This window comes from Pseudomonas sp. URMO17WK12:I6 (genome assembly GCF_003253625.1).
In the GTDB taxonomy this organism is placed as follows: domain Bacteria; phylum Pseudomonadota; class Gammaproteobacteria; order Pseudomonadales; family Pseudomonadaceae; genus Aquipseudomonas.
The window spans coordinates 710433-735486 of record NZ_QKYZ01000001.1 but is presented as its reverse complement, the minus strand read 5'-3'; the positions used below and the strand labels follow the sequence as shown (position 1 = coordinate 735486).

The window sequence follows — 25054 nt, the reverse complement described above, 5'->3', positions numbered from 1 at the left end:
AGCAACTCGAAAAAGCCCGGGCAATGCCAATGAGCCCTGACCACGACGGGAATCGCAACGAGGAGTCTACGTCTGATGAGTACTAAAAAGCCTGCCGCCACCAGCGCACTGGCCGGGACCGATACCCTGGACCGCAGCAACACCAATCCCAAGCTCGACAGCCTGGAACAATTTCGCTCCGATGCCACCGAGCAGGCCCTGCGCACCAACCAGGGCGTGAAGGTCGCGGACAATCAGAACACGTTGAAGGCCGGCGCCCGTGGGCCGTCATTGCTGGAAGACTTCATCATGCGTGAAAAGATCACGCATTTTGACCATGAACGTATTCCTGAGCGCATCGTTCATGCCCGCGGCACTGGCGCCCACGGTTACTTCCAGGCCTACGAGCCCCATTCCGTACTGACCAAGGCCGCATTCCTACAAGATCCACATCAAAAAACTCCGGTTTTTGTGCGCTTCTCCACGGTGCAAGGCCCGCGCGGGTCGGGCGATACCGTGCGCGACGTACGCGGTTTCGCGGTGAAGTTTTTCACCGACGAAGGCAACTTCGACCTCGTGGGTAACAACATGCCGGTGTTCTTCATTCAGGATGCGATCAAGTTTCCTGACTTCGTGCACGCGGTAAAACCCGAGCCCCACAATGAAATTCCTACCGGCGGTTCGGCCCACGACACCTTTTGGGACTTTGTTTCTCTGGTGCCGGAGTCCGCGCACATGGTGATCTGGACCATGTCCGACCGGGCGATCCCCAAAAGCCTGCGCAGCATGCAAGGCTTCGGCGTGCACACGTTCCGCATGATCAACGCCGAGGGCAAATCGCGGTTCGTCAAATTCCATTGGCGCCCCGTCGCCGGCACCTGTTCGCTGGTGTGGGATGAAGCGCAGAAGCTCGCCGGGAAAGACGCCGACTTCCATCGCCGTGATCTCTGGGAGTCCATCGAGACGGGGGACTATCCAGAGTGGGAATTGGGCGTACAGGTCATCGAGGAGGAAAGCGAACATGCCTTCGACTTCGACATCCTTGATCCGACCAAGCTCATCCCCGAGGAAATCGTACCGATCACTCCCCTGGGCAAGATGGTGCTCAACCGCAACCCGGACAACTTCTTCGCCGAGACTGAACAGGTTGCCTTCTGCCCAGGGCATATCGTGCCCGGAATCGATTTTTCGAATGATCCGCTGCTACAAGGCCGGCTGTTTTCCTACACCGATACGCAGATCAGCCGACTTGGCGGACCGAACTTTCACGAGATCCCGATCAACCGCCCACTGGCACCGTTCCATAACGGTCAACGGGATGCGCAGCACCGCACCACCATCGACAAGGGGCGTGCTTCCTACGAGCCGAACTCCATCGACAGTGGCTGGCCGAAGGAGACCCTGCCCGCAGCGCAGGACGGCGGCTTCGAGAGTTACCCGGAGCGCGTCGACGCCGCCAAGATCCGCCAGCGCAGCGAGTCGTTCAGCGACCACTTCTCCCAGGCTCGGCTGTTTTTCCACAGCATGAGCAAGCACGAACAGGAGCACATCATTGCCGCCTACAGCTTTGAGCTGGGCAAGGTCGAACGCGAGTTTATTCGTGTGCGTCAGGTCAATGAGATCCTGGCCAATATCGATCTGGAACTGGCCAAGCGCGTGGCGCAGAACCTGGGCTTGCCGGTCCCGAAGGCTGGAACGGTCAAGGTGCGTAACACCTCACTGGATCACTCCCCTGCCCTGAGCCAGGCTAACTTGTTGCCCGAAGACATTAAAACCCGAAAAGTCGCGATCCTGGCGGCCAACGGTGTCGATGGCGCGGCGATTGACGCCATGAAGAAAGCGCTGAAGGCCGAAGGCGCTCACGCCAAACTGCTCGGCCCGACCTCGGCCCCCGTGACCACCGCCAATGGCAAAGCACTGCCGGTGGATGCGTCGATGGAAGGTTTGCCTTCCGTGGCCTTCGACGCGGTGTTCGTGCCGGGTGGCGCGGCGTCGATCAAGGCACTAAGCAGTGATGGTGTGGCGCTGCATTACCTGTTGGAGGCATACAAACACCTGAAGGCGATCGCCTTGCATGGCGAAGCGAAGCAGTTGCTGGAGGTATTGAAACTGGAAGCGGACGCGGGGTTGATCGTGGGTACGGATACCAAGTTGTTCAAGGCGTTTTTTGCCGCGATCGGTCAGCATAGAGTATGGGACAGGGAGCCTAAGGCCAAGGCGATTCCGGCTTAGGGATTTCTATCGACAGGAAGGGCGCCTTCGCGGGCAAGCCTCGCTCCTACGGTTTTGGGTCGTACACATAATGTGTGATCAATCCGGGCCTGTAGGACCTAGGCTTGCCCGCGATGCTTTTAGGGCTTGCGAGGGCTCAAAACCATCTGCGCCGGAATATTGCGCAGAATCTGTTTCTCCAGCTTCAGATCAAACCCCGAATCCAGCTTCTTCACCCGTTTGGTCAGCAACGTGGCCAACCATGGGTAGTCCTGAGTACGGGGAACCTGAATGCTCACGTCGCACTGATAATTCACCACATCGGCGGCGATAGCATCCAGTTGACGACGAAGTTTGCTCATATCGTTGAGGTTCAATGCCACCGTCGTGCTTTCAGCCGTCGGGTCGATCACTTTGGCCTGCGGTCTGGCTTCGGCAGCCTTGAGGGCCGCTTCGGCTTTATCCAGTTCAGCCTTGCGTGCATGAACAATTGCATTATTAACGCCACCGGTCAGCGCCGGGGCCTTGGGCATCAATACCCGGGCACGGCTGAGGGCAGTGGCCGCGGCATTCACATCACCTTTTTGCAACACGATCTGGCTGCGCAGCAAATAGGCTTCGGCCAATTGCCGCTGGTATTGCTCAAGGGATTGATCGTTGGGCGACTCGGCCTGCAAGGCCGCCAATTGATCCTCGGCGGTGGCCAGCTCGCTGCTGGCCAGGCTTTGTTCCAGCTGTGCAATAGCCGTGGCCCGTGCATCGGGGGCCTCGGTGGCCGCCGGCGGCGTGCTTTGGCAAGCACCCAGTAGCAGCGAAAATGCGACAAGGAGCAGATAACGGGAGGCGAACGGCTTCATTCCTGCGACTCTCTATTTGCGCAAAAAACGAGCAAGTCTACACCCCTCGACGGGGCAGGACAAAACTCAGCAGAAACAACGCGGCGGCCGCCACCACAATCGACGGGCCAGCCGGGGTGTCCTTGAACCAGGACAACGCCAGCCCGCCACACACCGCGAGCATGCCCAGCAGGCTCGCGCCCAGTGCCATCTGCTCCGGCGAGCGGGCGTGACGTTGTGCCGCAGCCGCCGGAATAATCAGTAACGAAGTAATCAGCAACACGCCGACGATTTTCATCGCCACCGCGATCACCACGGCGATCAGCAACATCAGGACCAGACGCAACGCCGCCACCGGCAAACCTTCCACCCTGGCCAGTTCTTCATGCACGGTGATCGCCAGCAAGGGTCGCCACAGCGTGACAAGCAATACCAGCACCGCCGCGCTGCCGCCGAGGATCCAGGCCAGATCGGTCGGGCTGATCGCCAGCAGGTCGCCGAACAGATAGGCCATCAGGTCGATCCGCACTTCATGCATGAAGCTTAGTACCACCAGGCCCAGGGAGAGCGTGCTCGGTGCGAGAATTCCCAACAGCGTGTCAGACGCCAATGGCTGCCGCTGTTGCAGCGTCACCAGCAACACTGCCAGCAACAGGCAGCCTACGGTGACAGCCACGGTCGGGCTGACATCCAGCAGAAAGCCCAGCGCCACACCCAGCAGCGCGGCGTGGGACAGGGTGTCGCCGAAATAAGCCATGCGCCGCCAGACCACAAACGAACCCAACGGGCCCGCAACCAGCGCCAGGGCCAGACCTGCAAGCAGGGCGAAGAGCAGAAAATCAGCCATGCTTGCAGCTATCTCCATGAACGTGGGTATGGGCCGACGGGGTCGCAATGACCACCGAGCCATGCAGGTCGTGAGCGTGGTCGTGATGGTGGTGATAAATCGCCAGACTTTGCGCGTTCTTTCCGAACAGTTCGACGAACGCGGGATCGCCGCTGACCTGCTCGGGATGCCCGGAGCAGCAGACATGGCGATTCAGGCACACCACCTGGTCGGTGGTGCTCATCACCAGATGCAAATCGTGAGAGACCATCAATACGCCGCAGCCATGACGGTCGCGCAGACGTGTGATCAGGCTATAGAGCTCGGCTTGACCGGCCACGTCGACGCCTTGTACCGGCTCATCGAGCACCAGCAACTCCGGCTCGCGCAGCAATGCCCGGGCCAGCAGTACTCGCTGCATTTCGCCACCGGAAACACTTTGCACCGGGCTGTCGATCACCTGCTCGGCGCCGACTTCCTTGAGGGCGGCCAAGGCCCGAGCGCGGTCCACGCCAGGGACCAGACGCAAGAAACGCAGCACTGATAGCGGCAGGGTTGGATCGACATGGAGTTTTTGCGGCATGTAACCGACGCGCAACTTCGGCTTGCGCCAGACGCTGCCGCTGTCCGGCTTCAACAAACCGAGCACCGCGCGCACCAGCGTGGTTTTGCCGGCGCCATTAGGGCCGATCAGGGTAACGATCTGCCCCGGCTCGACGCTCAGTTCGATGTTATCCAGCACGTTTTGCCCGGCAAAAGTGACGGCCACCTGCTCAAGACGGATCAGCGCATTGCTCATTAAGCCCCCTGGCAACCCGAGCAGAGACCGATGACTTCAACGGTCTGGGCCTCGACGATAAATCCGACGTCCCTGGCGCTGCCGACGATCGCGTCGCTGATGGACTTCTGTTCAAGCTCGATGGCGGCGTGGCATTGGCGGCAAATCAGGAACTGGCCTTGGTGAGCGTGTTCCGGGTGATTGCAGCCGACGAAGGCGTTCAGCGAGGAGATGCGGTGTACCAGGCCGTTTTCCAGCAGAAAATCCAGCGCACGATACACGGTCGGCGGCGCAGCTCGGCGGCCGTCCTGCTCGCTGAGCACCGCCAGAATGTCGTAGGCACCCAGAGGTTTATGGCTTTGCCAGACCAGTTCCAGCACCCGCCGGCGCAAAGCGGTCAGGCGTAGCCCCTGACGTGCGCACAAGGCATCGGCCTCAGACAATGCGCTATGGACGCAATGAGAGTGGTCGTGGGGACGACTGGCAATCGGTGTTTTAGGCATGAGCGGCGACGAGTGTTGTGAGAGACGTTATTATGTTACCCGTTCTCGCCTCTTCGAGTGGTCATCGTGTCCCGACTTTTTTCTATCTTTGTCGCATTTGTCGCAAGTTTTCTGCTGATCGGTTCAGCCCAGGCCGAAGTCAAAGTACTTACCAGCATCAAGCCGCTGCAGCTGATTGCTGCTGCGGTGCAGGAAGGTGTGGCGATTCCGGAAGTGTTGCTGCCACCCGGGGCATCGCCGCATAACTATGCCTTGCGCCCATCCGACGTACGGAAGGTGCAGTCGGTGGACCTGGTTTACTGGATCGGTCCGGACATGGAGGGTTTTCTGCCTCGCGTACTGAAAGGTCGTACGCTGCCCAGCGTCGCAGTGCAGGATTTGCCTGGCCTGAAGCTGCGACGTTTCGCCGAAGACAGCCACTCCCACGCCGAAGAAGCCGATGAGCATGACCACGATCATCGCCCCGGCAGCCTGGATGCGCACTTGTGGTTGTCACCGATCAACGCCCGAGTGATCGCCAGCAAAATGGCGGCCGATCTGAGTGCAGCCGATCCGGCTAACGCGGCGCGCTATCAGAGCAACCTCAAAGCCTTCGATGAACGCCTGGATGCCCTGGACCTACGCCTGAAGGCTCGCATGGCAGGGATCGCGAACAAGCCTTACTTCGTGTTCCACGAAGCCTTCGACTACTTCGAAGACGCCTACGGCCTCAAGCACGCCGGTGTGTTCAGTGTCGCAGCCGAAGTACAGCCCGGTGCCCAGCACGTCGCGGCGATGCGCGCGCGGTTGCAGGAAGTCGGCAAAACTTGCGTGTTCAGCGAACCGCCGCTGCGCCCGCGCCTGGCAGAAACCCTGGTGGCCGGGCTACCGGTGAAACTGGCAGAGCTGGATGCGCTGGGCGGGTACACACCAGCGACTGCCCAGGGGTACGAGCAGGTGCTGGAAAAGTTGGGGAATGATTTGGCCGGGTGCCTGGAGTCGTTGTAAGCATCCCATAGACCCTGAGGCGAGGGGGCAAGCCCCCTCGCCACATTTTAAAGGGCGAAAGGCAGCGGCGTGTCGACCTTCTGCCGCTGCGCCAAGCGCAGTTGAAACTCCATCGGATCGTGAATCAACACGTCCTGCCCAGCGAAAGACTCCGCCGCAATCAACCGCGACAACCAGAACCGCACGCACGCCACGCGCAGCATGGTCGGCCACAACTCAGCTTCGGCAGCGGTGAACGGTCGCAGCGCGGCATAAGCGCCCAGCAACGCCCGCGCCCGAACCCCGTCGAGCTGCCCTTGCTCGTCCGAACACCAGTCGTTCAAGGCAATTGCCACGTCATAGAGCATCGGCCCTGAACAAGCGTTGTAGAAGTCGATCAACCCGGTCAGGTGCGTGCCTTCGAACATCGCATTGTCGCGGAACAGATCCGCATGGATGTTGGCCCGCGGCAGCGCCAGAATTTTCGTCTTCTGCTGGGTGATCTCTTCCAGAGCCCGTTGCAGCAAATCGCTTTGTTCGGCGTTCAGGTGCGAGAGAAACTGCGTGCCCTCTTCCAGCATCCAGTCCAGGCCACGATCGGTTTTGCGCTTGATCATGTTGGCCTGGGTCGCCAGGTGCAGGTGAGCCAGCAGCTCGCCGACCTGAGCGCAATGCTGGGCGTTGGCGTCCTTGATGTGCTTGCCCGCCAGACGTGGCTGCAACAGCGCAGGTTTACCGGCCAACTCGCGCAATGCAACGCCGTCGGTGGTGCGCAGGGCATAAGGCACCGGCAGGTTGGCGTCGTGCAGCACATCGAGCAGTTCGATGAAGAACGGCATCTCCTGCACCGGACCGCGCTCGACCAGGGTCAGGACAAACTCGCCCTGCTCCAGGCTGATAAAGAAATTGGTGTTTTCGCTACCGGCGGCGATCCCCTGGAAATCAAGCAGGCGGCCGAGCCCGTAAGGGGCGAGAAAGGTTTCCAGCTCGGGCCGAGCCAGGGGGGTGAACACAGACATGGTTAAAACTGCCAGTACGGGCGCCGCGGTTGAGCCAGCGCCGATTGAAATTAAGAAACTACTTCCACTCAAAGATTTTCCACGAGGGAATCAGCATATCCGGCTGATCCGAGCGGATATAGTTTGCATCTGTTCCGTCCGCACGTATCAGAAAGTACGGTTTTCCGACCTTCGGGGTGACCTTGATCGCGTACACGAAGCCGTTCTGGCGATACTCCTGAATGGTTTTATCGCCTTCCGTGCGGATCGTTACTTCCGGGTCCGCCGAGGGCTTGTCATCCGCCGCCATGACAGCCAATGGAGTGATTGCAAAGAAGCCAGCCAGCAACAAGCGATTTAGTGTGCGCATGATAACCTTGTCCCTTTGTCGTCAACGGTCCCGCTATTCTAGCGCCGGACCCGCCGAAAAGGTTGATCCTGCTCATGAGCCAAGCCCCCCTCGTCCTGGTGGACGGTTCTTCTTACCTGTACCGCGCTTTTCATGCGCTGCCACCGCTGACCACGTCCAAAGGCCTGCCGACCGGTGCGGTCAAGGGCGTATTGAACATGCTCAAGAGTCTGCGCAAGCAGTACCCGGACAGCCCGTTCGCCGTGGTGTTCGACGCCAAGGGCGGGACGTTCCGCGACGCGATGTTCGCCGAGTACAAGGCCAACCGCCCAAGCATGCCTGACGATATGCGGGTCCAGATCGAGCCGCTGCACGCCAGCGTCAAGGCCTTGGGCTTTCCATTGCTGTGCGTGGACAACGTCGAAGCGGACGATGTGATCGGCACCCTGGCCCGCAGCAGCGCGGCCGCCGACCGTCCGGTGGTGATTTCCACCGGTGACAAGGATATGGCACAACTGGTCGACGGGCACATTACCTTGGTCAATACGATGACCGGTAGCGCGCTGGACGTGGAAGGCGTGAAGGAGAAATTCGGCGTCGCTCCCGAGCAGATCATCGATTATCTGGCGTTGATGGGCGATTCGTCCGACAACATCCCGGGCGTTCCGGGTATCGGTCCGAAGACCGCTTCCGGCCTGCTGGTTGGCGTGAATGGCGGCCTGACCGAGCTCTATGCGCAGCTCGATATCGTCCCGACCCTGCCGATTCGCGGCGCCAAGACCCTGCCGGCCAAGCTCGAAGAGCATAAGGAAATGGCCTTTCTTTCTTACCGATTGGCAACCATCAAGATCGACGTGCCGCTGGACATCGGCCTCGACGATCTGCAGATGGGCCCACCGGATCACGACAAGCTTGCCGAACTCTATTCCCTGCTGGAGTTTAAGAGCTGGTTCGAAGAGAACCAGCGCGACGCCAAGCGTTCGGGTCAGGACATCGTCGAGGTCGCCCAGGAGCAGCCGGGTGCCGCCGAAGCGAAATACGAAACCATCCTCGACCAGAAGCGCTTCGAGGCCTGGCTGGACAAACTCGACAAGGCGCCGCTGATCGCCTTCGTCACCGAAACCAACGGCAGCGATGCCCAACACGCGCAACTGGTAGGCCTGTCGTTCTCTGTCGCGGCCAACGAAGCAGCCTACATTCCGCTGACCCATTCCTACATGGGCGTACCGGAACAACTGGACCGTGACACCGTGCTGCTGGCGTTGAAACCGCTGCTGGAAAACCCGAATAAACTGAAAGTCGGCCAACATGCGAAGTTCGACACCAATATCCTCGCCAATTGCGCCATCGGTGGCGATCAGAACAACGGGATTACTGTTCAGGGTATTGCCTACGACACCATGCTCGAGTCCTACGTACTGGACTCAACGGCCACCCGCCACGACATGGACAGCCTGGCGCTCAAGTACCTGGGCCAAAGCAAGACCGACATCCAGGAGATTGCGGGCAAAGGCGTCAAACAGCTGACCTTCGACCAGATTTCCCTTGAGTTGGCAGGCCCCTATGCCGTCGAAGACGCCGATGTCACCTTCCGCCTGCATCTGGTATTGCAGGAAAAACTGGCCGCGACGCCAAGCCTGGTCAAAGTGCTCAACGAGATTGAAATGCCGCTGATGCCGGTCCTGGCCCGTATCGAGCGTCAGGGCGCGCTTGTAGACGCCAACCTGCTGGGCATCCAGAGCGTCGAGCTGGGCGAGAAACTGGTCGCCCTTGAGCGTGAGGCCTTTGCCATTGCCGGTGAAGAATTCAACCTTGGCTCGCCAAAGCAACTGGGCGTGATCCTCTACGAAAAGCTCGGTTTGCCTGTACTCAGCAAAACCGCCAAGGGTCAGGCGTCGACTGCCGAAGCCGTGCTGGCCGAGTTGGCCGAACAGGACTACCCGCTGCCCAAGGTGCTGATGCAATACCGCTCGCTGAGCAAGCTCAAAAGCACCTACACCGACCGTTTGCCAGAGCAGATCAACGCACGCACCGGGCGCATTCATACGTCTTACCAGCAAGCTGTCGCAGCCACCGGGCGTTTGTCGTCCATCGACCCGAACCTGCAGAACATTCCGATCCGTACCGCCGAAGGTCGCCGGATTCGTCAGGCGTTCGTCGCGCCGAAAGGTTACAAACTGCTGGCCGCGGATTACTCGCAAATCGAACTGCGGATCATGGCGCACCTGGCCAAGGACGAAGGCTTGCTGCATGCCTTCCGCAACAACCTCGATGTCCACCGGGCCACGGCCGCAGAAGTGTTCGGCGTCGAGCTGGATGCGGTTACCAACGATCAGCGTCGAAGTGCGAAAGCCATCAACTTCGGCTTGATCTACGGCATGAGCGCGTTTGGCCTGGCCAAGCAGATCGGCGTCGATCGCAAACAGTCCCAGGCCTACATCGACCGTTATTTCGCCCGTTATCCCGGCGTGCTGCAGTACATGGAGCGCACGCGCGCCCAGGCCGCCGAGCAAGGCTTCGTCGAAACCATCTTTGGTCGTCGCCTGTACTTGCCGGAAATCAACGCGAAAAACCAGGCCCTGCGCAAAGCTGCCGAGCGCACGGCGATCAACGCCCCGATGCAAGGCACCGCGGCGGACATCATCAAGAAAGCCATGGTGGCGGTGGACAACTGGCTGGCATCGTCAGGCCTGGACGCCAAAGTCATCCTGCAGGTACACGATGAATTGGTGCTCGAGGTGCGTGAGGACCTGGTCGACCAGGTACGCGAGGAGATTCGCGTGCACATGAGCAACGCAGCACAACTGGACGTACCGCTTCTGGTTGAGGTGGGCGCAGGCAACAACTGGGATGAGGCGCACTGAGCCACCTGAAAAGACGTTTGTGCTGCGGCCTGGCGCCGCAGCACATGACGAAGGGCTATAGAGCGAAAAACGACAGTGATTATTTCCAAAGGATTTTGAAAATAGTCTGAACTAAATCCGCGAACCGCCACTCAGAGATACTGAATGGCTGGTGAAGCCCTTCGATGCTCCTATGTTGTGTTAAGTGTTGGCAGATATCTGGACCCCGCCCTAGCGGTCCGGAACTTGAACCCCGGAACTTCTCCCTCCCCATACGAAGTCCGGGGTTTTTTTTGCCTGCCAATTGGCCTCGAGAGACTTACTCGGCAGCCTCGGCACCCTTGTCCGCCAACTCCATCCAGTCCGCCAGTACGGTGTAGGCTTCTTCCAGGCCCATGCGCTTGGGGGCCGAAAACAGCTGGATAGTGATCGTATCGCCCCAACCCTTGCGGATTTCCGATTGAACCTTGAGCAGCGTGTTTTTTGCCGCGCCGTAGGTCAGTTTGTCGGCCTTGGTCAGCAGAATATGCATCGGCATGCCGCTGGCGACGGCCCAATCGAGCATCAACAGGTCGAAGTCGGTCATTGGATGACGGATGTCCATCATCAGAATCAAACCTTTCAGACTCTCACGGCCACCCAGATAGGCTTCCAGGTGACGCTGCCAGTGCATCTTCAACGGGATCGGTACTTTTGCATAACCGTAGCCTGGCAGGTCGACCAGACGGCGTTCATCGTCTAGCTTGAAGAAGTTCAACAGCTGTGTGCGACCCGGTGTTTTCGAGGTCCGCGCCAGGCTGGCGTGGGTCAGAGTATTCAACGCGCTGGACTTGCCGGCGTTGGAACGCCCGGCGAAGGCCACTTCAAAGCCTTCGTCGTCGGGACATTGGTCGACTTTGGCGGCGCTGAGCATAAAGGTGGACTGTTGGCACAGGCCGAGTATGGGATTCTTGAGTTGCATGGGATTTCCGATGTGGGCGGCGCCGGGAATGGACGCGGCAAGCAGTGTCGTTTCCGTTTCAGTGACGCCAGTATATAATGCCGCAGATTTTGTGTGCGCTTTGTCCCAGCGTAGGATGAAGTTCACGAGAGCGATTGACCTTGATTGCGCATTAGAACGCAGCACGCTCTCAACCCTGAAAAGGTCGTTTTATGACGAAATGGCTGCTAGCTGCCGGTGTCTTGATGCCGCTTTACAGCGCTCAGGCTACACAGGATCCGGAAGCTGTGTACAACCGTGTTTGTGGTGCCTGTCATTCCGGCCAACTACCCATGGCGCCCCGCAGGGGCGATCAGGAAGCTTGGACGCCGAGGTTGGCGAAAGGTATGGAGACGCTGGTGCAACACGTGACCCAGGGTTTCAAGGCGATGCCGCCGCGTGGTTTGTGCATGGACTGCAGTGCCGAGGATTACCGAGCCATCATCCAGTGGATGAGCGAGTAAACCCGGTCCATAACTCTTTAACCCTTAGCCGTAGTTGGATTAGCTGATGAACAAATTGATCGTGAGTCTGCTGTTGACCGTGGGGATCTCCGGTATTGCCCATGCTGCAGGTGATGCGACTGCTGGTCAGGCGAAAGCCGCAGTATGTGGCGCCTGTCATGGCCCGGATGGCAATAGCATGGCGCCTAACTTTCCGAAACTGGCAGGCCAGGGCGAGCGTTATCTGAACAAGCAGCTGCACGACATCAAGTCCGGCAAACGCACGGTACTGGAAATGACCGGCCTGCTGACCAACCTCAGCGATCAGGACCTGGCCGATATCTCCGCCTACTTCGCCAGCCAGAAAGGCAGCGTCGGTGCCGCCGACCCGAAAATCGTGGCTCGCGGTGAAGCACTGTTCCGTGGCGGCGACCTGGCCAAAGGGCTGCCAGCCTGCACCGGCTGCCACTCGCCCAATGGCGCAGGCAACGCAGCTGCCGGCTTCCCGCACCTGGGCGGCCAGCATGCTCAGTACGTCGGCAAGCAACTGACCGAATTCAGAAAAGAAGAAGGTGGCCGGACCAACGACGGCGACACCAAACCAATGCAAAGCATCGCTAAAAAGCTGAGCGACGAAGATATCGCCGCCGTCTCCAGCTATATTCAAGGCTTGCACTAAGGCCTGTGATCGAGCGTTGTGAGTGATGTACATCTCTTGCAACGTTAACTCTCGATTAATCCGTCGATGCAAACATAAAAAGGGTAGCTTTGGCTGCCCTTTTTTGTGGCCGCTGCCGTTACACTACAGAACTCAAGCCCGCCGGAATCTGTCTGAAAACAGGTCGCGCGAGGCGCCCAAATTGTCCAGGAGTAAAGCATGCGTAATCTGATCATCAGCGCCGCACTCGTCGCTGCCAGCCTGTTCGGCATGACTGCCCAAGCCGCCGAAAAACCTGAAGCGCCCTATGTCGAACTGAGCAACCCGGTCCCGGTGGCCGAGCCTGGCAAGATCGAAGTCGTGGAGCTGTTCTGGTACGGCTGCCCGCATTGCTATGCCTTCGAACCCGTCATCAACCCATGGGTTGAAAAGCTGCCTTCCGACGTGAATTTCGTACGTATCCCGGCCATGTTTGGCGGCCCTTGGGATGCCCACGGCCAGATGTTCCTGACGCTTGAGGCCATGGGTGTCGAGAGCAAGGTTCACGCTGCGGTGTTCAACGCAATCCAGAAAGAACACAAGAAACTGACCGACAAAGAAGACATGGCGGACTTCCTGGCGACCCAAGGTGTAGACAAGGACAAATTCCTGGCCACCTTCGACTCCTTCGCCATCAAGGGCCAGATCAACAAAGCCAAAGAGCTTGCCAAGAAATACGAAATCACCGGGGTGCCTACCATGATCGTCAATGGCAAGTATCGCTTTGACATCGGTTCTGCCGGCGGCGCCGAACAAGCGTTGAAACTGGCCGACCAACTGGTCGCCAAAGAGCGAGCGGCAACCAAGGCCGTTGCCAACTAAGCGCGGCACCTGCCATGCGCCGCTGGGGAACTGAACGCATCGTTGGCCTGCACGACCCGCGGGTCAACGAGCATCACCTGGAATCGACGGGGTTGCCCGTGGACAGCCGTCTGCGTTTGCTCAGTTTCAATATCCAGGTCGGCATCAGTACCGAGCGTTATCGGCACTATCTGACCCGCGGCTGGCAGCATCTGCTGCCGCACACCGGGCGTGCCGACAACCTGCAAAAAATCGGCAATCTGCTGGGCGACTTCGATCTGGTCGCCTTGCAGGAAGCCGATGGCGGCAGCCTCCGATCAGGCTACGTCAATCAGGTCGAACACCTGGCGCAGCTCGGCGCCTTCCCTTATTGGTATCAACAACTCAATCGCAATCTCGGTCATCTCGGCCAGCACAGCAATGGCGTGCTCAGCCGCCTGCGCCCGTGGGCGATCGAGGATCATCCGCTGCCGGGGCCCAAGGGTCGCGGGGCCATTCTGGTGCGCTTCGGCGAAGGTCCGGAGGCGCTCGTGGTGGTGATGATGCACCTGGCGCTGGGCGCTCGCGCCCGTAGCATGCAACTGGCTTACATCCGCGAGTTGATCGGCGGTTATAAGCACCAGGTGCTGATGGGCGATATGAATACCCACGCCGGTGACTTGCTGCAACATTCCCCGCTGCGCGATTTAGGCCTGCTCGCGCCGCAGATGGAAGCGACATTTCCCAGCTGGCGCCCACAGCGCTGCCTGGACCACATTCTGCTCAGCCCCACCCTGACGCTTGAAAAGGTCGAAGTGCTGGCACAACCCATTTCCGATCACCTGCCGGTCGCGGTAGAGATTCGTCTGCCGGGCTCGCTCACGGCCGATGCATTCCCCGCGTTGAGTCCTGCCTGAATGAGCGACGAAGCACAGCGCTGGAAAGAGAAATACCTCAAAAGCATCGAACAACAGGAAAAGCTCGAACGTCGATGGGACGCCCGGCTCGACCTGCTGCGTCGCGGACTGGTGCGCAGCACCCTGGCTGCCGAAGGCACCGATCGCGCCGTTGACCTATGCATGAAGGAAATGCGCGAAGTCGTACGCACAGACGACATGGACGCCGGCCTGGCAGCCTTGCTGCCGCGCCTGGAAAAAGCCGTGCTCGACTCCGAGCAACGCCGGGAAACCCGGGTTGATCAAGTCAGCGCCGCACTGACGGCGCTGGTCTCTCAGTTGCAAGCATTGCCGCTGCCACGGGAAGTGAGCCGGCCACTGAAGAGTTTCGCCAAGCAGCTGAACGGACGTGTCGGCCAGGCTCGCGAAATCCCGTTGCTGCTCAGCGAACTGAGCGGCTTGCAAGGCAAAGCCTTGAGCCTGTTGGAGAACCCTGTGGAACCGGGTCGTCCGGGTTTTCTGCAGCGCCTGTTCGGTAGCCGGGATGCAGACGAGGCTGCGCCACAGATCGCCGCCCCCGAATTGCCAATGCCTGCACCGCAACCTGTCGAGCCGGTTGCAGCTCCACTGGCCGAACTCCCACTCGCGACGGTCAATCTCGCGCCAGCCGCCAACAAACCGCAAGCGGTAATGCCAACCGTTGAAGCTGCCCTGCCCGCCGCTGCGCCCGCTGAACCCGTGGACACTCCGGCTCCCACAGCAACAACGGCACCCATAGCCGAAGTCGTGGCGTTCGCCCCGCCCATCCTGGAGCCAGAGGCCACGAGCAGCCAGGCCCCGGAGCCACAAATCCAGCCGAACCTCGAACACCCGCAAGAGCCGGCTCCATCGATCGCCGTACCGGCCACCCAGGCTCCGCCGGCAATCAACCCGGATGAACTGATCCCGGAGGCCAGCGATCCGCAAACGTCAGAACACGACATTCTGTATGCCCTGCCGGACTCGCCGGAACCGTCCTACAGCTCTGTGGCCAAGCACATCGAAGACACTCTGCTGGGCCTTCTCGACGACCTGACGCTGCCCGAACGCCATCGACCGCAAGCCGAAGCGATGCGCAATCGTCTTCAAAACGGCTTGAATTGGTACGAACTGCTACCCATCCTCGATGATCTTGCAACATTAATGCTGGCCATTACCGACAGCGGCCAACACGAATTCGAAGCCTATCTGCAACGACTCAACGAACGCCTCGAATCATTTCAGAGCAACCTGCAAGCCGCCAGCGAAGGCCACGCCGACAACCGCTCTGCCGCGCGAGTGATGGACACGCAGATTCGCGAGCAAGTCGACGGCCTGCAAAGCAGCATGCAGGACGCGGCGGACCTCGATGACCTCAAGCACATGCTGGAAGACCATCTCGAAGGCCTGCTCGGCACCATGGACCAGCACCAGAAGCAACGCGACGAGCGCGAGCAGGAAGTCGCTGCCCGCCTGCAAAGCCTGGCTGAAAGGGTGGCCCACATGGAGCAGGAAGCGCTGGGTTACCGCGAGCACCTCGAAGAACAGCGCCAGAAGGCTTTGATCGATCCGTTGACCGGCCTGCCGAATCGAGCGGCCTGGAGCGAACGGCTGGACCACGAAATCAGTCAATGGCAACAACACGGCAATACCCTGTTGCTGGCGATGCTCGACCTCGACCATTTCAAACGCATCAATGACAACTACGGCCATCTCGCGGGCGACAAGGTGCTGAAAATCATCGCCAGTGTGCTGCGCAAGCGTCTGCGCGGGACGGACTTCATAGCCAGGTTTGGCGGTGAGGAGTTTGTGCTGTTGATGCCTGCCACGGCGCCGATGGCCGGCGCGAAACTGTTGGAAACCTTGCGCGCATCGATCGAAGCTTGCCCATTCCACTTCAAGGGCGAGCGAGTCACTGTCACCATTTCCATGGGACTGACCGCCTTCAGAGCGGGCGAACATAGCGACCTGGTGCTTAAAAGAGCTGATCAGGCGTTATATCGCGCGAAAAACACCGGGCGTAATCGGATAGAACTGGGCTGACAGTTAATTGTTCCATTTTGTTTAAAGGCGCGCTTTTGCGGTCGGCGCGCAAGGCAATACGTTACACTGTTGCATTATTGTCTCGTGTATATTGCCTCCACCATGAAACTTCTTGCTCTTATTGCTTCGCTGCTCGTATTAGCCGGTTGCGCCAGCGGTCCCCGGATTGACACCAGCCACCCTTCAGTCAATCACGACAGCCGTATTCAGTTCGTGGTGATGCATTACACCTCCGCATCCCTGGAGGACTCGCTGCAATTGCTGACCCATGGCGAAGTCAGCAGCCACTACCTGATCGGCGACGACGAGCACGCCACCATCTATAAGCTGATGGATGAAAATCTTCGAGCCTGGCACGCCGGCGAAAGCCAATGGCAAGGCCGGACCTGGCTGAATTCCAGTTCCATTGGCATCGAAATCGTCAATCCGGGCTTCCAGGACACCCCGACCGGGCGCCTCTGGTATCCCTACAGCGAAGCCCAGGTCCAATCGATGATCTTTCTGCTCAAGGACATCAGCAAGCGCCAGGGCATCAGCCCTCGCCATATCATCGGCCATAGCGACATCGCCCCCATGCGCAAGCTCGACCCTGGCCCGCTGTTCCCCTGGAAACGCCTGGCGGCCGAAGGCCTGGGAATCTGGCCGAACGAGCAGGCCGTGGCGCGTCAGCAAGCGCAGTTCGCCGTGCAGCTGCCAAGCATCAGTTGGTTTCAGGCACAACTTGCCCGCCTGGGCTACGCCACGCCACAAACCGGCGAACTGGATGCAGCGACACGCAATGTGCTGGCGGCTTTTCAGCTGCATTTTCGCCCGTCCCGTTTCGACGGCACGCCGGACGCGCAAACCGCGGCGCTTCTCCAGGTGTTGAACCAGACAAAATAATGACGCCCGCCCGACGGTCAGGGTCTTTTCCCAATCAGCAGCTATAACTCATTGGTAATCCTTCGGATATTCCATGATGACGGCTGCTCGAGAGAAGCTGCGTAGCTGGTTCTATCGCCCTTGGTTTCTGGCGACGCTGGCGGCTGCCTTGAGTGCCACGCTGCTGATGACCGGCAGTCTGTTCATTGCGATGCATCAGGTCGAGGACAACGAAAGCCAGGAGATGAACGCCCAGGGGGAGCGCTTTCTGGTCCGTCTGGAGCAGCTGTTCGGGCAACTGCGCGAAAGCCTCGATGACCTTGAAGCTCAACCGCTGCGGGGCTGCGACGATGAAATGATCGCCACATTGCAGCAAGTCAGCTTCAATTACCGCTTCGTTTACGAAGCCGCTTACATGGATGCTTCAGGAATCTGCTCCAACCGCCCACGCCAGGAAGGGCTTTCGGTGATCCGGCCACCGGACATCGAGGGCCCCACCTACAGCTATTGGTTGAACACCACCACAGAACCCGATGAGAACCGCGCCGCACTGATGCTGGGGCGTGGCAATTTCCGGGTGGCTACGTCTCGCGGGCATTTGACCGACATGGTTGATCTGTCTCCGGGGAGCAGCCTGCTGGTGGTGCTCGACCACGACACCCGCGCGATTCCCGTGCTCGGTGCCGAGCAGGAGTGGCCCCCGACGCAACCCTGGCCCCCGAAAAATCACGATGCACTGCAAGTCACCCCTACCCGCCTGATTTACCGAATGCCGACCAACACTCCCGAATACCAACTGGTGCTGATCACCCCGCGTACCGGGATGCATGTGCCGGCCGTTTGGTGGTGGCTGCTTCCGGCCAGCCTCGCGCTAAGTGCCTGCGTAGGCATTCTGGTGTTTCTGCTGGTGCGCCAGCGTCAATCACTGGATGCCGAACTGCACGGCGCGATACAACGAGGCGAATTGCAGGTGTTGTATCAACCGATCTTCGACCTCGACAGTCGCAACTGTGTCGGAGCCGAAGCCTTGCTGCGCTGGCGAAGGCCGGACGGCACCTTGACCAGCCCCGAGCTGTTCATTCCCATGGCGGAAAACACCGGCCAGATCCGCCAGATGACTGATTTCGTATTACAGCGCCTGCTGGAACAGCTCGGACAACTGTTGCGCGCCAATCCGCAGTTGTATATCTCGGTCAACCTGGCGGCCTGCGACGTCATGGTGCCGCGTATCGGTCAGGTGATGGCGCGCCTGCTGGCCTTGCACCGTGTAGCCGCCAGACAGATTGCCTTTGAGGTGACCGAGCGCGGATTGGTTGATGTCGTGGTGGCCAGAGAAAACCTGCAGGCCTTGCGCGATGTCGGGCATCAGGTGCTGATCGATGACTTCGGCACTGGCTATTGCAGCCTCGCCTACCTGCAAACACTGCCCGTGGACTGCCTGAAAATCGACAAGGCATTTATCGACGCGCTGGGTCATGACGCCGCCAGCAGCGGCGTGGCACCGCACATCATTCGCATGGCCCAGGCCCTGCAACTCAAGGTGATTGCCGAGGGCATCGAACATGAAGCCCAGGCAGAGTTTCTGAGCAGCGAGGGGGTGAAGTTCGGTCAGGGCTGGCTGTTCGCGCACCCATTGAGCGCTGTGCAATTCATCGAATTGATTACCCGTGGCCGCCGACAGGCAACGCGGCGTCTGGATGACGAAGACTGAGAGGGTTCAGGCTTATACCGCCAGCGCCATGTAGAACTGCGAACCCTGCCCCGGCCGTGAATACACGCCCATCCGCCCACCGTGCAACTGCACGATCTCCTTGCACAGCGCCAGACCGAGCCCGGCGCCGCCCTTCTTGCGGCCGACCTGAACAAAAGGCTCGAATATCCTTCCTTGCTGGCTGTAGGCAATGCCTTCGCCGTTGTCTTCGACACTGATAATCACCCGCTCCCCATGACGTCGAGCCTGCAAGCGTATCAGCCCGTCGCGGGAGGTATGACGCAAGGCGTTGTCGATCAGGTTATCGAGCACCCGCTCCAGTTGCGCCTGATCGGCCTGCAGCCGCGGCAACGTTCCCTGCACTTCCACCAACAGCTCAATGCCCTTCTCCTGCGCCGGACCGGCAAAGCGTGCCTGGGCCTGCTCCAGTAAATCTTCGATGGAGCACGGCGCCAGGGTGAGTTTTTGCAGGCCGTTCTGATAGCGAGAGAAATTCAGCAAGTCGTTGATCAACTGCATCAAGCGCTGCATTTCTTCATTCACGGTATTCAGCAAGTCGGCCTCACGGGAGTCCTCGGCAAAATGCGCCCGCTCGCGGAACAGGCCGAATGCCATGTGCATCCCGGTGACCGGCGTGCGTAACTCATGGGAAGCACGCAAGACGAACTCGCTGCGCACCCGTTCGAAGGCACGCTGCTCGGTGACGTCATGCAACACCATCACAGCGCCGAGAATATGACCCTGGGTATGGCTGACCGGCGTCAGGCTATACGTCAGCAATCGCGACTCCCCGTCAACCTCGATGCTCAGGTCGTCCGGCACTCGTTCCAGGGTGCCGCCGCGCAGCACCAGATGCAGTTGTTCATCCAGTTCGGGACGCTCAAGTGCCGTGCCCAGCCCTTGGCCGAGACGCTCGGTGTCCCAGCCTAACTGGCGCTGAGCCACCGGGTTGAGGTGCTCGAGCTGACCTTGACGATCAATGATCAGCAAACCGTCGTCGATGCTATCGAGCACTGCTTGCAAACGCTGCTGTCCGGCGAGTAGCTCGTCGATATTAGTGGCTTGGTGCTGTCGCAGGGCCTCGGCCATGATTCCGAAGCGTCGGGTCAGCTGGTTCATTTCCACTGCGGAGGAAATCGGCAGAGTCACTTCGAAATTGCCTTGGCCGATGTTGTCAGCCGCCGCCGCCAGGGCCTCGATCGGAGCTCCGAAACGCTGGGCGATCGCATGGGCGGTAATGAACCCGATGAACAGCACCCCCACCCCGATCAACCCGAGCAGGCCGGCAATCAGCAACGCGCGGTCCCGGGCCTGGCGTTCGGTTTCACTGATGTTATCCAGCGCGCGCTTCTGTTCGGCGATCAAACCGTTGCGCAGCGTGTTGAATTTTTCCGTGAGATCCCCGCCCCCAGTGAGCACCTGTGCCGTATCGCGGGAAAGATCGTAGGCCTGCAGAAAGCTCTGGTAATCAGCCTTGGCCTTTTTGAAACCGTACTGGGCGCCCTCGCTGGACGGCTCGCGAGCAATGCCTTCATCGAGCAATTCGAGGTAATGCTGCCTGGATGCCTCGAGCGCCGCGGGATCAGGCTTCTCGCCGAGCATGATGATCAGTTGATCACCCAGGGTCTGGCGCAGCTTCAATCCCAGGTCCAGCCTGACGAAGTTGTCACGGATCAGGGCCTCCTGCGTACCAGCCATCTGCATCACGCTGACCAGCCCGAGCAACAGCCCGAGCAGCGCCACGGTGATCAAGGCTGAAATACTCAGGAACAACCGGGTGCGCAATGTCATCGCCAGTTTCATCGGGTGCAGCTCACAGGTTGTACTGCTTGCGTTTGCGGTACAGGGTCGAGGCGTCGATACCCAGGGTCTTGGCCGCCTGATCCAGGGTATCGGCGGTGGCAAGGACCGCGCCGATGTGGGCTTTCTCCAACTCATCCAGGCTCAACGCGGCGCCAATGCGTGGCGTACTGTTGGTCGGAGCTTCGGCCATGCCCAAGTGGCTGATCTCGACCCGCTCCTGCGGACAAATAATGCTCGCCCGTTCCACCACGTTGCGCAGCTCGCGGATATTGCCGGGCCAGCGGTAGCTGAGCAGCGCCTCGCGGGCCTCGTCGCTGAAACACCGGGCCGGACGCGAGTATTCCTTGACGAAGCGCGCCAGGAAACGGTCAGCCAGGTTCAGGATGTCTTCCCTGCGTTCGCGAAGCGGCGGCAGGTGCAAAGTGATGACGTTCAGCCGATAGAGCAAATCCTCACGAAAGCGCCCGTCGCGGACCATGTCTTCAAGGTTGAGGTTGGTAGCCGCGAGGATTCGCACGTCGGCGCGACGGGTCACCGGGTCACCCACACGCTCGTATTCCTTGTCCTGGATGAAACGCAGCAACTTTGGCTGCAAAGTCAGGGGAAAATCGCCGATCTCGTCAAGAAACAACGTTCCGCCATCAGCCTGATTGACACGCCCCAAGGTGCTTTCGCTGGCACCGGTGAACGCGCCACGGCTGTGGCCGAAGAGTTCACTGTCCATCAATTCCGCTGTCAGGGAGGGGCAGTTGATGGTGATGCAGGATTTCTTCTGGCGTTTGCTCCAGCCATGAATGGCCTGTGACAGCTCACCTTTACCGGTGCCAGACTCTCCGAGAATCAGAATGTTGGCGTCGGTACTGGCGACCTGGCGGGCGGTTTCAAGCACCACTTTCATCGCCGGGCTGTGGGAGTCCAGCCCCTCCTTGGGTTTACGCACTTCACCTTCGAGGGCTTCCAGGCGTGCCGAGAGTTGCCGCACTTCCAGCTGTTTGGCGGTGGCCAGACGTAACTGATCGGGGCTGCAAGGTTTGACCAGATAGTCGGCGGCACCGGCCTGAATTGCATCCACGGCAGTATCTACGGCCGAGTGAGCGGTGACGATCACCACACGCATCCAGGGCGCCTGAATTCGCATCTGGGCCAGCACATCGAGGCCATTGTCTTCACCCAGGCGCAAATCGAGGAAGCACAGATCGAAAACCTGACGCTGCAACAAGGCTTCGGCCTGAGCAGCGCTGGTCGCGGTGGCCACGCTGTAGCCTTCGTCTTCGAGGCAATAGCGAAAGGTTCGAAGGATGGCGGATTCGTCGTCCACCAGCAGAATGCGGCCTTGATGCTCAGTGGCTGATTCCATGTTCCTACGCTCCTTTAATAGGTGTTCTTGGTTAGTCCCGGAAAAATCGGGCAAGTTGCATGATTGATTCTGGTCGATTCCAGCCACAACAGGCTATCTATCTACTCAAAGTTCAGCTAATACGCTGATTTATTTGAACTTTTATTTACAGACCATTCTTTCAGCGATTGCCTGCGTCCCTTTCTGACATCTACGCCCTCCCCGCAATTCCAAAAATATTGAAAGTGCCTGCGAACTCATCGTGCATTACGCACGACTGCAAACGGATCATCGTGCAGGATGCGTCCAAAACGATTTCTACAAACACAATAACCTTTTGATTTCTATCGTATTTATTCTTTATTAAAGCTGGCATGCAGGCTGCAATGGTCTAGGTAATCAGGGCATTTAATGAACCAGCGCCCGCCAAAGATCACTACCCGTATGGGAGGAACTTCAGGATGAATCGCCAAAGTGCCGCCCAATTGCGTCTTTCGCCACTGCATGTCCAGCAAGGCTTGTTTGCCCTGTTGGCATTGTTGATCACCCTGATTGGTGGCCAGCAGTACATGCGTTGGGAGCAGAGCGAGCAACCGGCGCCAGTGCACCTTTCGATTCCACATCCCCCCCAAACCCACTTCAGCGCCGTCAGCAGCAACCCGGCTGACAACGCCTCAATGCGAATGATGGGCGTCGACCAGGCCCGGCCTGTTGACGAGACGCCCTCCCAGGAACGTTGGGTGTTTTAAGTAAACGAACTTGGCGCGCTAAACGCGCCGGGAAATGCACCACAAGCAACATCCTTAAATAGAAGCGTAAGGAGAATCACCATGTTGAGCTGGGCAATCACATTCCTGATCATTGCCATCATCGCTGCAGTATTGGGCTTCGGTGGTATCGCGGGCACCGCCACGGGCATCGCCAAGATTCTCTTTGTCGTATTCCTGGTGATGTTCATTGCTTCCTTCTTCTTTGGCCGTCGCGGTCGAGGTTGATATGTGTGTTTCGGTTAAAGACATTGGCGGCCGCCCTGCTTCTGGGCGGCAGTGCCATGACGATCGCGGCCACCCACGCGACATGCCGACTACCGCTTACTCGGTAAACCGGACGAAGGCATGCAGAAGATGTGGATGGCGCGACTGAAGAAAGATCCAGGCAGGTATTGAGTTTGAAACACGAAAGAGGCCTGGCGCTTCTTTCCACTGCGCTACCCGAGGACGGTAGACGCATGACCAAGGGGTCGGGACGTTCTGACTGCTTCAGGGTCGGAGTGACCTACGGGTACAGGGAGTAGCCGCGCAAGGGCCGGGTCAGGTGAAGCTGCGACGCAAGTTCGTCGGCCTAGCGTGGCTCGACGGACTTGCGGAGAGCTTCAACGTGCAAAACGTTGATCTAGAGCATTCTGCTCATATGTTCTTGCTGCATATTCCCCGCAAAACCGTTTCGCGGTGTTTCTTCGTGACCGTATATCGAGAAAGCTCTGACTTTCATGAGAAGAAAAATCGCAGTCGAACGTAGGACATCTCCTAAATTTTCACTGGTTCAAAAAAACATCAACCGGCGCTGAAATGGCCGGTTCACGGCACTTATACCTGCCGAAATGTCGCATTCGAACCGGCTGGGACGTGGGTTTCAGTTGAAAAATCTCATGCCGATTCGGCATAGGGTAGGCGTTTACGGCATTAGACGGCGCTTCCCCGCATCGGAATAGTTGCGCCTTTTTCGCTGCCAGAGAGCTGTAAATGCTCGCTCGCGGGGACCTTATACGGGGGTTGGTGCAAGACGGCTTCGCCATTGAGCGTTGCAGTTCATGCATCAGCCTGAGTCAAACGCAAGTAAGGGTAAAGATATGAAGAAGGCAAAGCTTAGCCTCGCCTGGCAGATCCTCATCGGTCTGGTTCTGGGGATAGCAATAGGTGCACTGCTCAACCACTTCAGCGCTGAAAAGGCCTGGTGGATCAGCAACGTCCTGCAACCAGCAGGCGATATCTTTATCCGTCTGATCAAGATGATCGTGATCCCGATCGTAATCTCCTCGCTGGTCGTCGGCATCGCTGGCGTTGGGGACGCGAAAAAACTCGGGCGTATCGGTCTGAAGACCATCATTTACTTCGAGATCGTCACCACCATCGCCATTCTGGTCGGTCTGGTGCTGGCCAACGTGGTCCATCCGGGCAGCGGCATCGACATGAGCACCCTGGGTACCGTGGATATTTCCAAGTACCAAGCCACTGCTGCCGAGGTTCAGCATGAACACGCGTTCATCGAAACCATCCTCAACCTGATCCCGTCGAACATCTTTGCGGCCATGATGCGCGGCGAGATGCTGCCGATCATCTTCTTCTCCGTGTTGTTCGGTCTCGGTCTGTCGAGCCTGCAATCGGACCTGCGCGAACCTCTGGTGAAGATGTTCCAGGGCGTGTCGGAAAGCATGTTCAAAGTCACCCACATGATCATGAACTACGCCCCGATCGGCGTGTTCGCACTGATCGCGGTGACCGTGGCCAACTTCGGCTTCGCCTCCCTGCTGCCACTGGCCAAGCTGGTCGTCCTGGTTTACTTCGCCGTCGCCTTCTTCGCCTTCGTGGTGCTGGGCCTGATCGCTCGCCTGTTCGGCTTCTCGGTGATCAAGCTGATGCGCATCTTCAAGGATGAGCTGGTCCTGGCCTACTCCACCGCCAGTTCCGAAACCGTGCTGCCGCGCGTGATCGAGAAGATGGAAGCCTACGGTGCGCCGAAAGCCATTTGCAGCTTCGTGGTACCGACCGGCTACTCGTTCAACCTCGACGGTTCGACCCTGTACCAGAGCATCGCGGCGATCTTCATTGCCCAGCTGTACGGCATCGACCTGTCGATCAGCCAGCAATTGCTGCTGGTGCTGACCCTGATGGTCACCTCCAAAGGCATCGCCGGCGTACCGGGCGTGTCCTTCGTGGTGTTGCTGGCCACTCTGGGCAGCGTCGGTATTCCGCTGGAAGGCCTGGCATTTATCGCCGGTGTCGACCGCATCATGGATATGGCCCGCACCGCGCTGAACGTGATCGGCAACGCCTTGGCCGTGCTGGTCATCTCGCGTTGGGAAGGCATGTACGACGACGCCAAGGGCCAGCGCTACTGGAACTCCCTGCCGCACTGGCGCAGCAAGGAAAAGCTGCCGGTTGGTGAAACCTCCAGCAACTAATGCCCGCTCCCACAAGA

22 protein-coding genes and 1 pseudogene are annotated in these 25054 nt (G+C 59.2%); 14 read left to right on the top strand and 9 right to left on the bottom strand.

What is annotated here, in order from left to right:
- Positions 1-72 precede the first annotated feature (72 nt).
- Positions 73-2211 (top strand): catalase HPII, encoded by a 2139-nt coding sequence (gene katE / locus F475_RS03460; protein WP_290371192.1) that lies wholly within the window; start codon positions 73-75, stop codon positions 2209-2211.
- Positions 2212-2330: 119 nt separating this feature from the next.
- Here the strand turns inward: katE and F475_RS03455 are convergent, their stop codons facing one another.
- From F475_RS03455 to zur, 4 genes are read right to left on the bottom strand one after another with little or no spacing between them, the layout of a single operon-like run.
- Positions 2331-3047, bottom strand: coding sequence for a PA5502 family lipoprotein (locus tag F475_RS03455; RefSeq protein WP_064615672.1), 717 nt, complete (start codon positions 3045-3047; stop codon positions 2331-2333).
- Between the two features lie 37 nt (positions 3048-3084).
- Positions 3085-3873: a zinc ABC transporter permease subunit ZnuB gene (gene znuB, locus F475_RS03450; protein ID WP_019580298.1), complete on the bottom strand. Its 789-nt coding sequence runs from the start codon at positions 3871-3873 to the stop codon at positions 3085-3087.
- Complete coding sequence (gene znuC / locus F475_RS03445) at positions 3866-4651, bottom strand: zinc ABC transporter ATP-binding protein ZnuC (protein WP_007940713.1); 786 nt, start codon at positions 4649-4651, stop codon at positions 3866-3868. Before znuC ends, znuB begins: the two co-directional genes overlap by 8 nt.
- Positions 4651-5133: a zinc uptake transcriptional repressor Zur gene (gene zur, locus F475_RS03440; RefSeq protein ID WP_026286509.1), complete on the bottom strand. Its 483-nt coding sequence runs from the start codon at positions 5131-5133 to the stop codon at positions 4651-4653. Before zur ends, znuC begins: the two co-directional genes overlap by 1 nt.
- Positions 5134-5199: 66 nt before the next feature.
- Here zur and F475_RS03435 point away from each other — a divergent pair, with 66 nt between their 5' ends.
- A complete protein-coding gene (locus F475_RS03435) occupies positions 5200-6120 on the top strand; it encodes a zinc ABC transporter substrate-binding protein (protein ID WP_111453150.1) in 921 nt (306 codons plus the stop codon).
- Between the two features lie 47 nt (positions 6121-6167).
- Here F475_RS03435 and F475_RS03430 read toward each other — a convergent pair whose 3' ends face one another.
- Both F475_RS03430 and F475_RS03425 read right to left on the bottom strand, forming a co-directional pair.
- Positions 6168-7118, bottom strand: coding sequence for a homoserine kinase (locus F475_RS03430; RefSeq protein WP_111453132.1), 951 nt, complete (start codon positions 7116-7118; stop codon positions 6168-6170).
- 58 nt (positions 7119-7176) lie between these two features.
- Complete coding sequence (locus F475_RS03425; RefSeq protein ID WP_111453131.1) at positions 7177-7467, bottom strand: DUF2782 domain-containing protein; 291 nt, start codon at positions 7465-7467, stop codon at positions 7177-7179.
- A gap of 74 nt (positions 7468-7541) precedes the next feature.
- Between F475_RS03425 and polA the strand changes: the two genes are divergently transcribed.
- Positions 7542-10310, top strand: a complete 2769-nt coding sequence (gene polA / locus F475_RS03420) for a DNA polymerase I (protein ID WP_111453130.1) — start codon at positions 7542-7544, stop codon at positions 10308-10310.
- 298 nt (positions 10311-10608) lie between these two features.
- Here polA and yihA read toward each other — a convergent pair whose 3' ends face one another.
- The gene (gene yihA, locus F475_RS03415; RefSeq protein ID WP_007940707.1) at positions 10609-11250 is read right to left on the bottom strand and encodes a ribosome biogenesis GTP-binding protein YihA/YsxC; all 642 of its coding nucleotides are present in this window, start codon (positions 11248-11250) and stop codon (positions 10609-10611) included.
- A 191-nt stretch (positions 11251-11441) separates the two neighbouring features.
- On the opposite strand from yihA, the gene F475_RS03410 reads away from it, so the two are divergent.
- The 7 genes from F475_RS03410 to F475_RS03375 all read left to right on the top strand — a co-directional run bounded on the left by F475_RS03410 (position 11442) and on the right by F475_RS03375 (position 18717).
- Positions 11442-11732 carry a cytochrome c5 family protein gene (locus tag F475_RS03410; protein WP_019020904.1) on the top strand — a complete coding sequence of 97 codons (291 nt, stop codon included), beginning with the start codon at positions 11442-11444 and terminating at the stop codon, positions 11730-11732.
- A gap of 46 nt (positions 11733-11778) precedes the next feature.
- Positions 11779-12390 (top strand): cytochrome c4, encoded by a 612-nt coding sequence (locus F475_RS03405; RefSeq protein ID WP_007940706.1) that lies wholly within the window; start codon positions 11779-11781, stop codon positions 12388-12390.
- Positions 12391-12588: 198 nt separating this feature from the next.
- Positions 12589-13230: a thiol:disulfide interchange protein DsbA/DsbL gene (locus F475_RS03395; RefSeq protein WP_019580303.1), complete on the top strand. Its 642-nt coding sequence runs from the start codon at positions 12589-12591 to the stop codon at positions 13228-13230.
- Between the two features lie 14 nt (positions 13231-13244).
- Complete coding sequence (locus tag F475_RS03390; protein WP_007940704.1) at positions 13245-14105, top strand: endonuclease/exonuclease/phosphatase family protein; 861 nt, start codon at positions 13245-13247, stop codon at positions 14103-14105.
- Complete coding sequence (locus F475_RS03385; RefSeq protein WP_111453129.1) at positions 14106-16145, top strand: GGDEF domain-containing protein; 2040 nt, start codon at positions 14106-14108, stop codon at positions 16143-16145.
- Positions 16146-16247: 102 nt separating this feature from the next.
- Positions 16248-17027, top strand: a complete 780-nt coding sequence (locus F475_RS03380; RefSeq protein WP_064615664.1) for an N-acetylmuramoyl-L-alanine amidase — start codon at positions 16248-16250, stop codon at positions 17025-17027.
- 73 nt (positions 17028-17100) lie between these two features.
- On the top strand, positions 17101-18717 hold the full coding sequence (locus F475_RS03375; protein ID WP_018927280.1) for an EAL domain-containing protein: 1617 nt from the start codon (positions 17101-17103) through the stop codon (positions 18715-18717).
- 12 nt (positions 18718-18729) lie between these two features.
- On the opposite strand, the gene F475_RS03370 is transcribed toward F475_RS03375, so the two are convergent.
- Positions 18730-20520 (bottom strand): KinB sensor domain-containing domain, encoded by a 1791-nt coding sequence (locus F475_RS03370; RefSeq protein WP_111453128.1) that lies wholly within the window; start codon positions 20518-20520, stop codon positions 18730-18732.
- Positions 20521-20530: 10 nt separating this feature from the next.
- Positions 20531-21877 (bottom strand): sigma-54-dependent response regulator transcription factor AlgB, encoded by a 1347-nt coding sequence (gene algB, locus F475_RS03365; RefSeq protein WP_086945253.1) that lies wholly within the window; start codon positions 21875-21877, stop codon positions 20531-20533.
- Between the two features lie 440 nt (positions 21878-22317).
- On the opposite strand from algB, the gene F475_RS03360 reads away from it, so the two are divergent.
- From F475_RS03360 to gltP, 4 genes and pseudogenes are all read left to right on the top strand, one after another.
- Entirely contained in the window at positions 22318-22605 is a 288-nt protein-coding gene (locus F475_RS03360; protein WP_111453127.1) for a hypothetical protein, read from the top strand.
- A gap of 81 nt (positions 22606-22686) precedes the next feature.
- Positions 22687-22851, top strand: a complete 165-nt coding sequence (locus F475_RS03355) for a DUF1328 domain-containing protein (protein WP_003177151.1) — start codon at positions 22687-22689, stop codon at positions 22849-22851.
- A 66-nt stretch (positions 22852-22917) separates the two neighbouring features.
- Positions 22918-23022: pseudogene (locus tag F475_RS03350) on the top strand (Ivy family c-type lysozyme inhibitor); the annotation flags it as partial.
- 683 nt (positions 23023-23705) lie between these two features.
- Complete coding sequence (gene gltP, locus F475_RS03340) at positions 23706-25037, top strand: glutamate/aspartate:proton symporter GltP (RefSeq protein ID WP_018927284.1); 1332 nt, start codon at positions 23706-23708, stop codon at positions 25035-25037.
- Positions 25038-25054 lie beyond the last annotated feature (17 nt).

Coding starts and splice junctions, on each gene's coding strand:
- F475_RS03455 (WP_064615672.1), bottom strand. CDS start 3,047: ATGAAGCCGTTCGCCTCCCGTTATCTGCTCCTTGTCGCATTTTCGCTG.
- znuB (WP_019580298.1), bottom strand. CDS start 3,873: ATGGCTGATTTTCTGCTCTTCGCCCTGCTTGCAGGTCTGGCCCTGGCG.
- znuC (WP_007940713.1), bottom strand. CDS start 4,651: ATGAGCAATGCGCTGATCCGTCTTGAGCAGGTGGCCGTCACTTTTGCC.
- zur (WP_026286509.1), bottom strand. CDS start 5,133: ATGCCTAAAACACCGATTGCCAGTCGTCCCCACGACCACTCTCATTGC.
- F475_RS03430 (WP_111453132.1), bottom strand. CDS start 7,118: ATGTCTGTGTTCACCCCCCTGGCTCGGCCCGAGCTGGAAACCTTTCTC.
- F475_RS03425 (WP_111453131.1), bottom strand. CDS start 7,467: ATGCGCACACTAAATCGCTTGTTGCTGGCTGGCTTCTTTGCAATCACT.
- polA (WP_111453130.1), top strand. CDS start 7,542: ATGAGCCAAGCCCCCCTCGTCCTGGTGGACGGTTCTTCTTACCTGTAC.
- yihA (WP_007940707.1), bottom strand. CDS start 11,250: ATGCAACTCAAGAATCCCATACTCGGCCTGTGCCAACAGTCCACCTTT.
- F475_RS03410 (WP_019020904.1), top strand. CDS start 11,442: ATGACGAAATGGCTGCTAGCTGCCGGTGTCTTGATGCCGCTTTACAGC.
- F475_RS03405 (WP_007940706.1), top strand. CDS start 11,779: ATGAACAAATTGATCGTGAGTCTGCTGTTGACCGTGGGGATCTCCGGT.
- F475_RS03395 (WP_019580303.1), top strand. CDS start 12,589: ATGCGTAATCTGATCATCAGCGCCGCACTCGTCGCTGCCAGCCTGTTC.
- F475_RS03390 (WP_007940704.1), top strand. CDS start 13,245: ATGCGCCGCTGGGGAACTGAACGCATCGTTGGCCTGCACGACCCGCGG.
- F475_RS03385 (WP_111453129.1), top strand. CDS start 14,106: ATGAGCGACGAAGCACAGCGCTGGAAAGAGAAATACCTCAAAAGCATC.
- F475_RS03380 (WP_064615664.1), top strand. CDS start 16,248: ATGAAACTTCTTGCTCTTATTGCTTCGCTGCTCGTATTAGCCGGTTGC.
- F475_RS03375 (WP_018927280.1), top strand. CDS start 17,101: ATGATGACGGCTGCTCGAGAGAAGCTGCGTAGCTGGTTCTATCGCCCT.
- F475_RS03370 (WP_111453128.1), bottom strand. CDS start 20,520: ATGAAACTGGCGATGACATTGCGCACCCGGTTGTTCCTGAGTATTTCA.
- algB (WP_086945253.1), bottom strand. CDS start 21,877: ATGGAATCAGCCACTGAGCATCAAGGCCGCATTCTGCTGGTGGACGAC.
- F475_RS03360 (WP_111453127.1), top strand. CDS start 22,318: ATGAATCGCCAAAGTGCCGCCCAATTGCGTCTTTCGCCACTGCATGTC.
- F475_RS03355 (WP_003177151.1), top strand. CDS start 22,687: ATGTTGAGCTGGGCAATCACATTCCTGATCATTGCCATCATCGCTGCA.
- gltP (WP_018927284.1), top strand. CDS start 23,706: ATGAAGAAGGCAAAGCTTAGCCTCGCCTGGCAGATCCTCATCGGTCTG.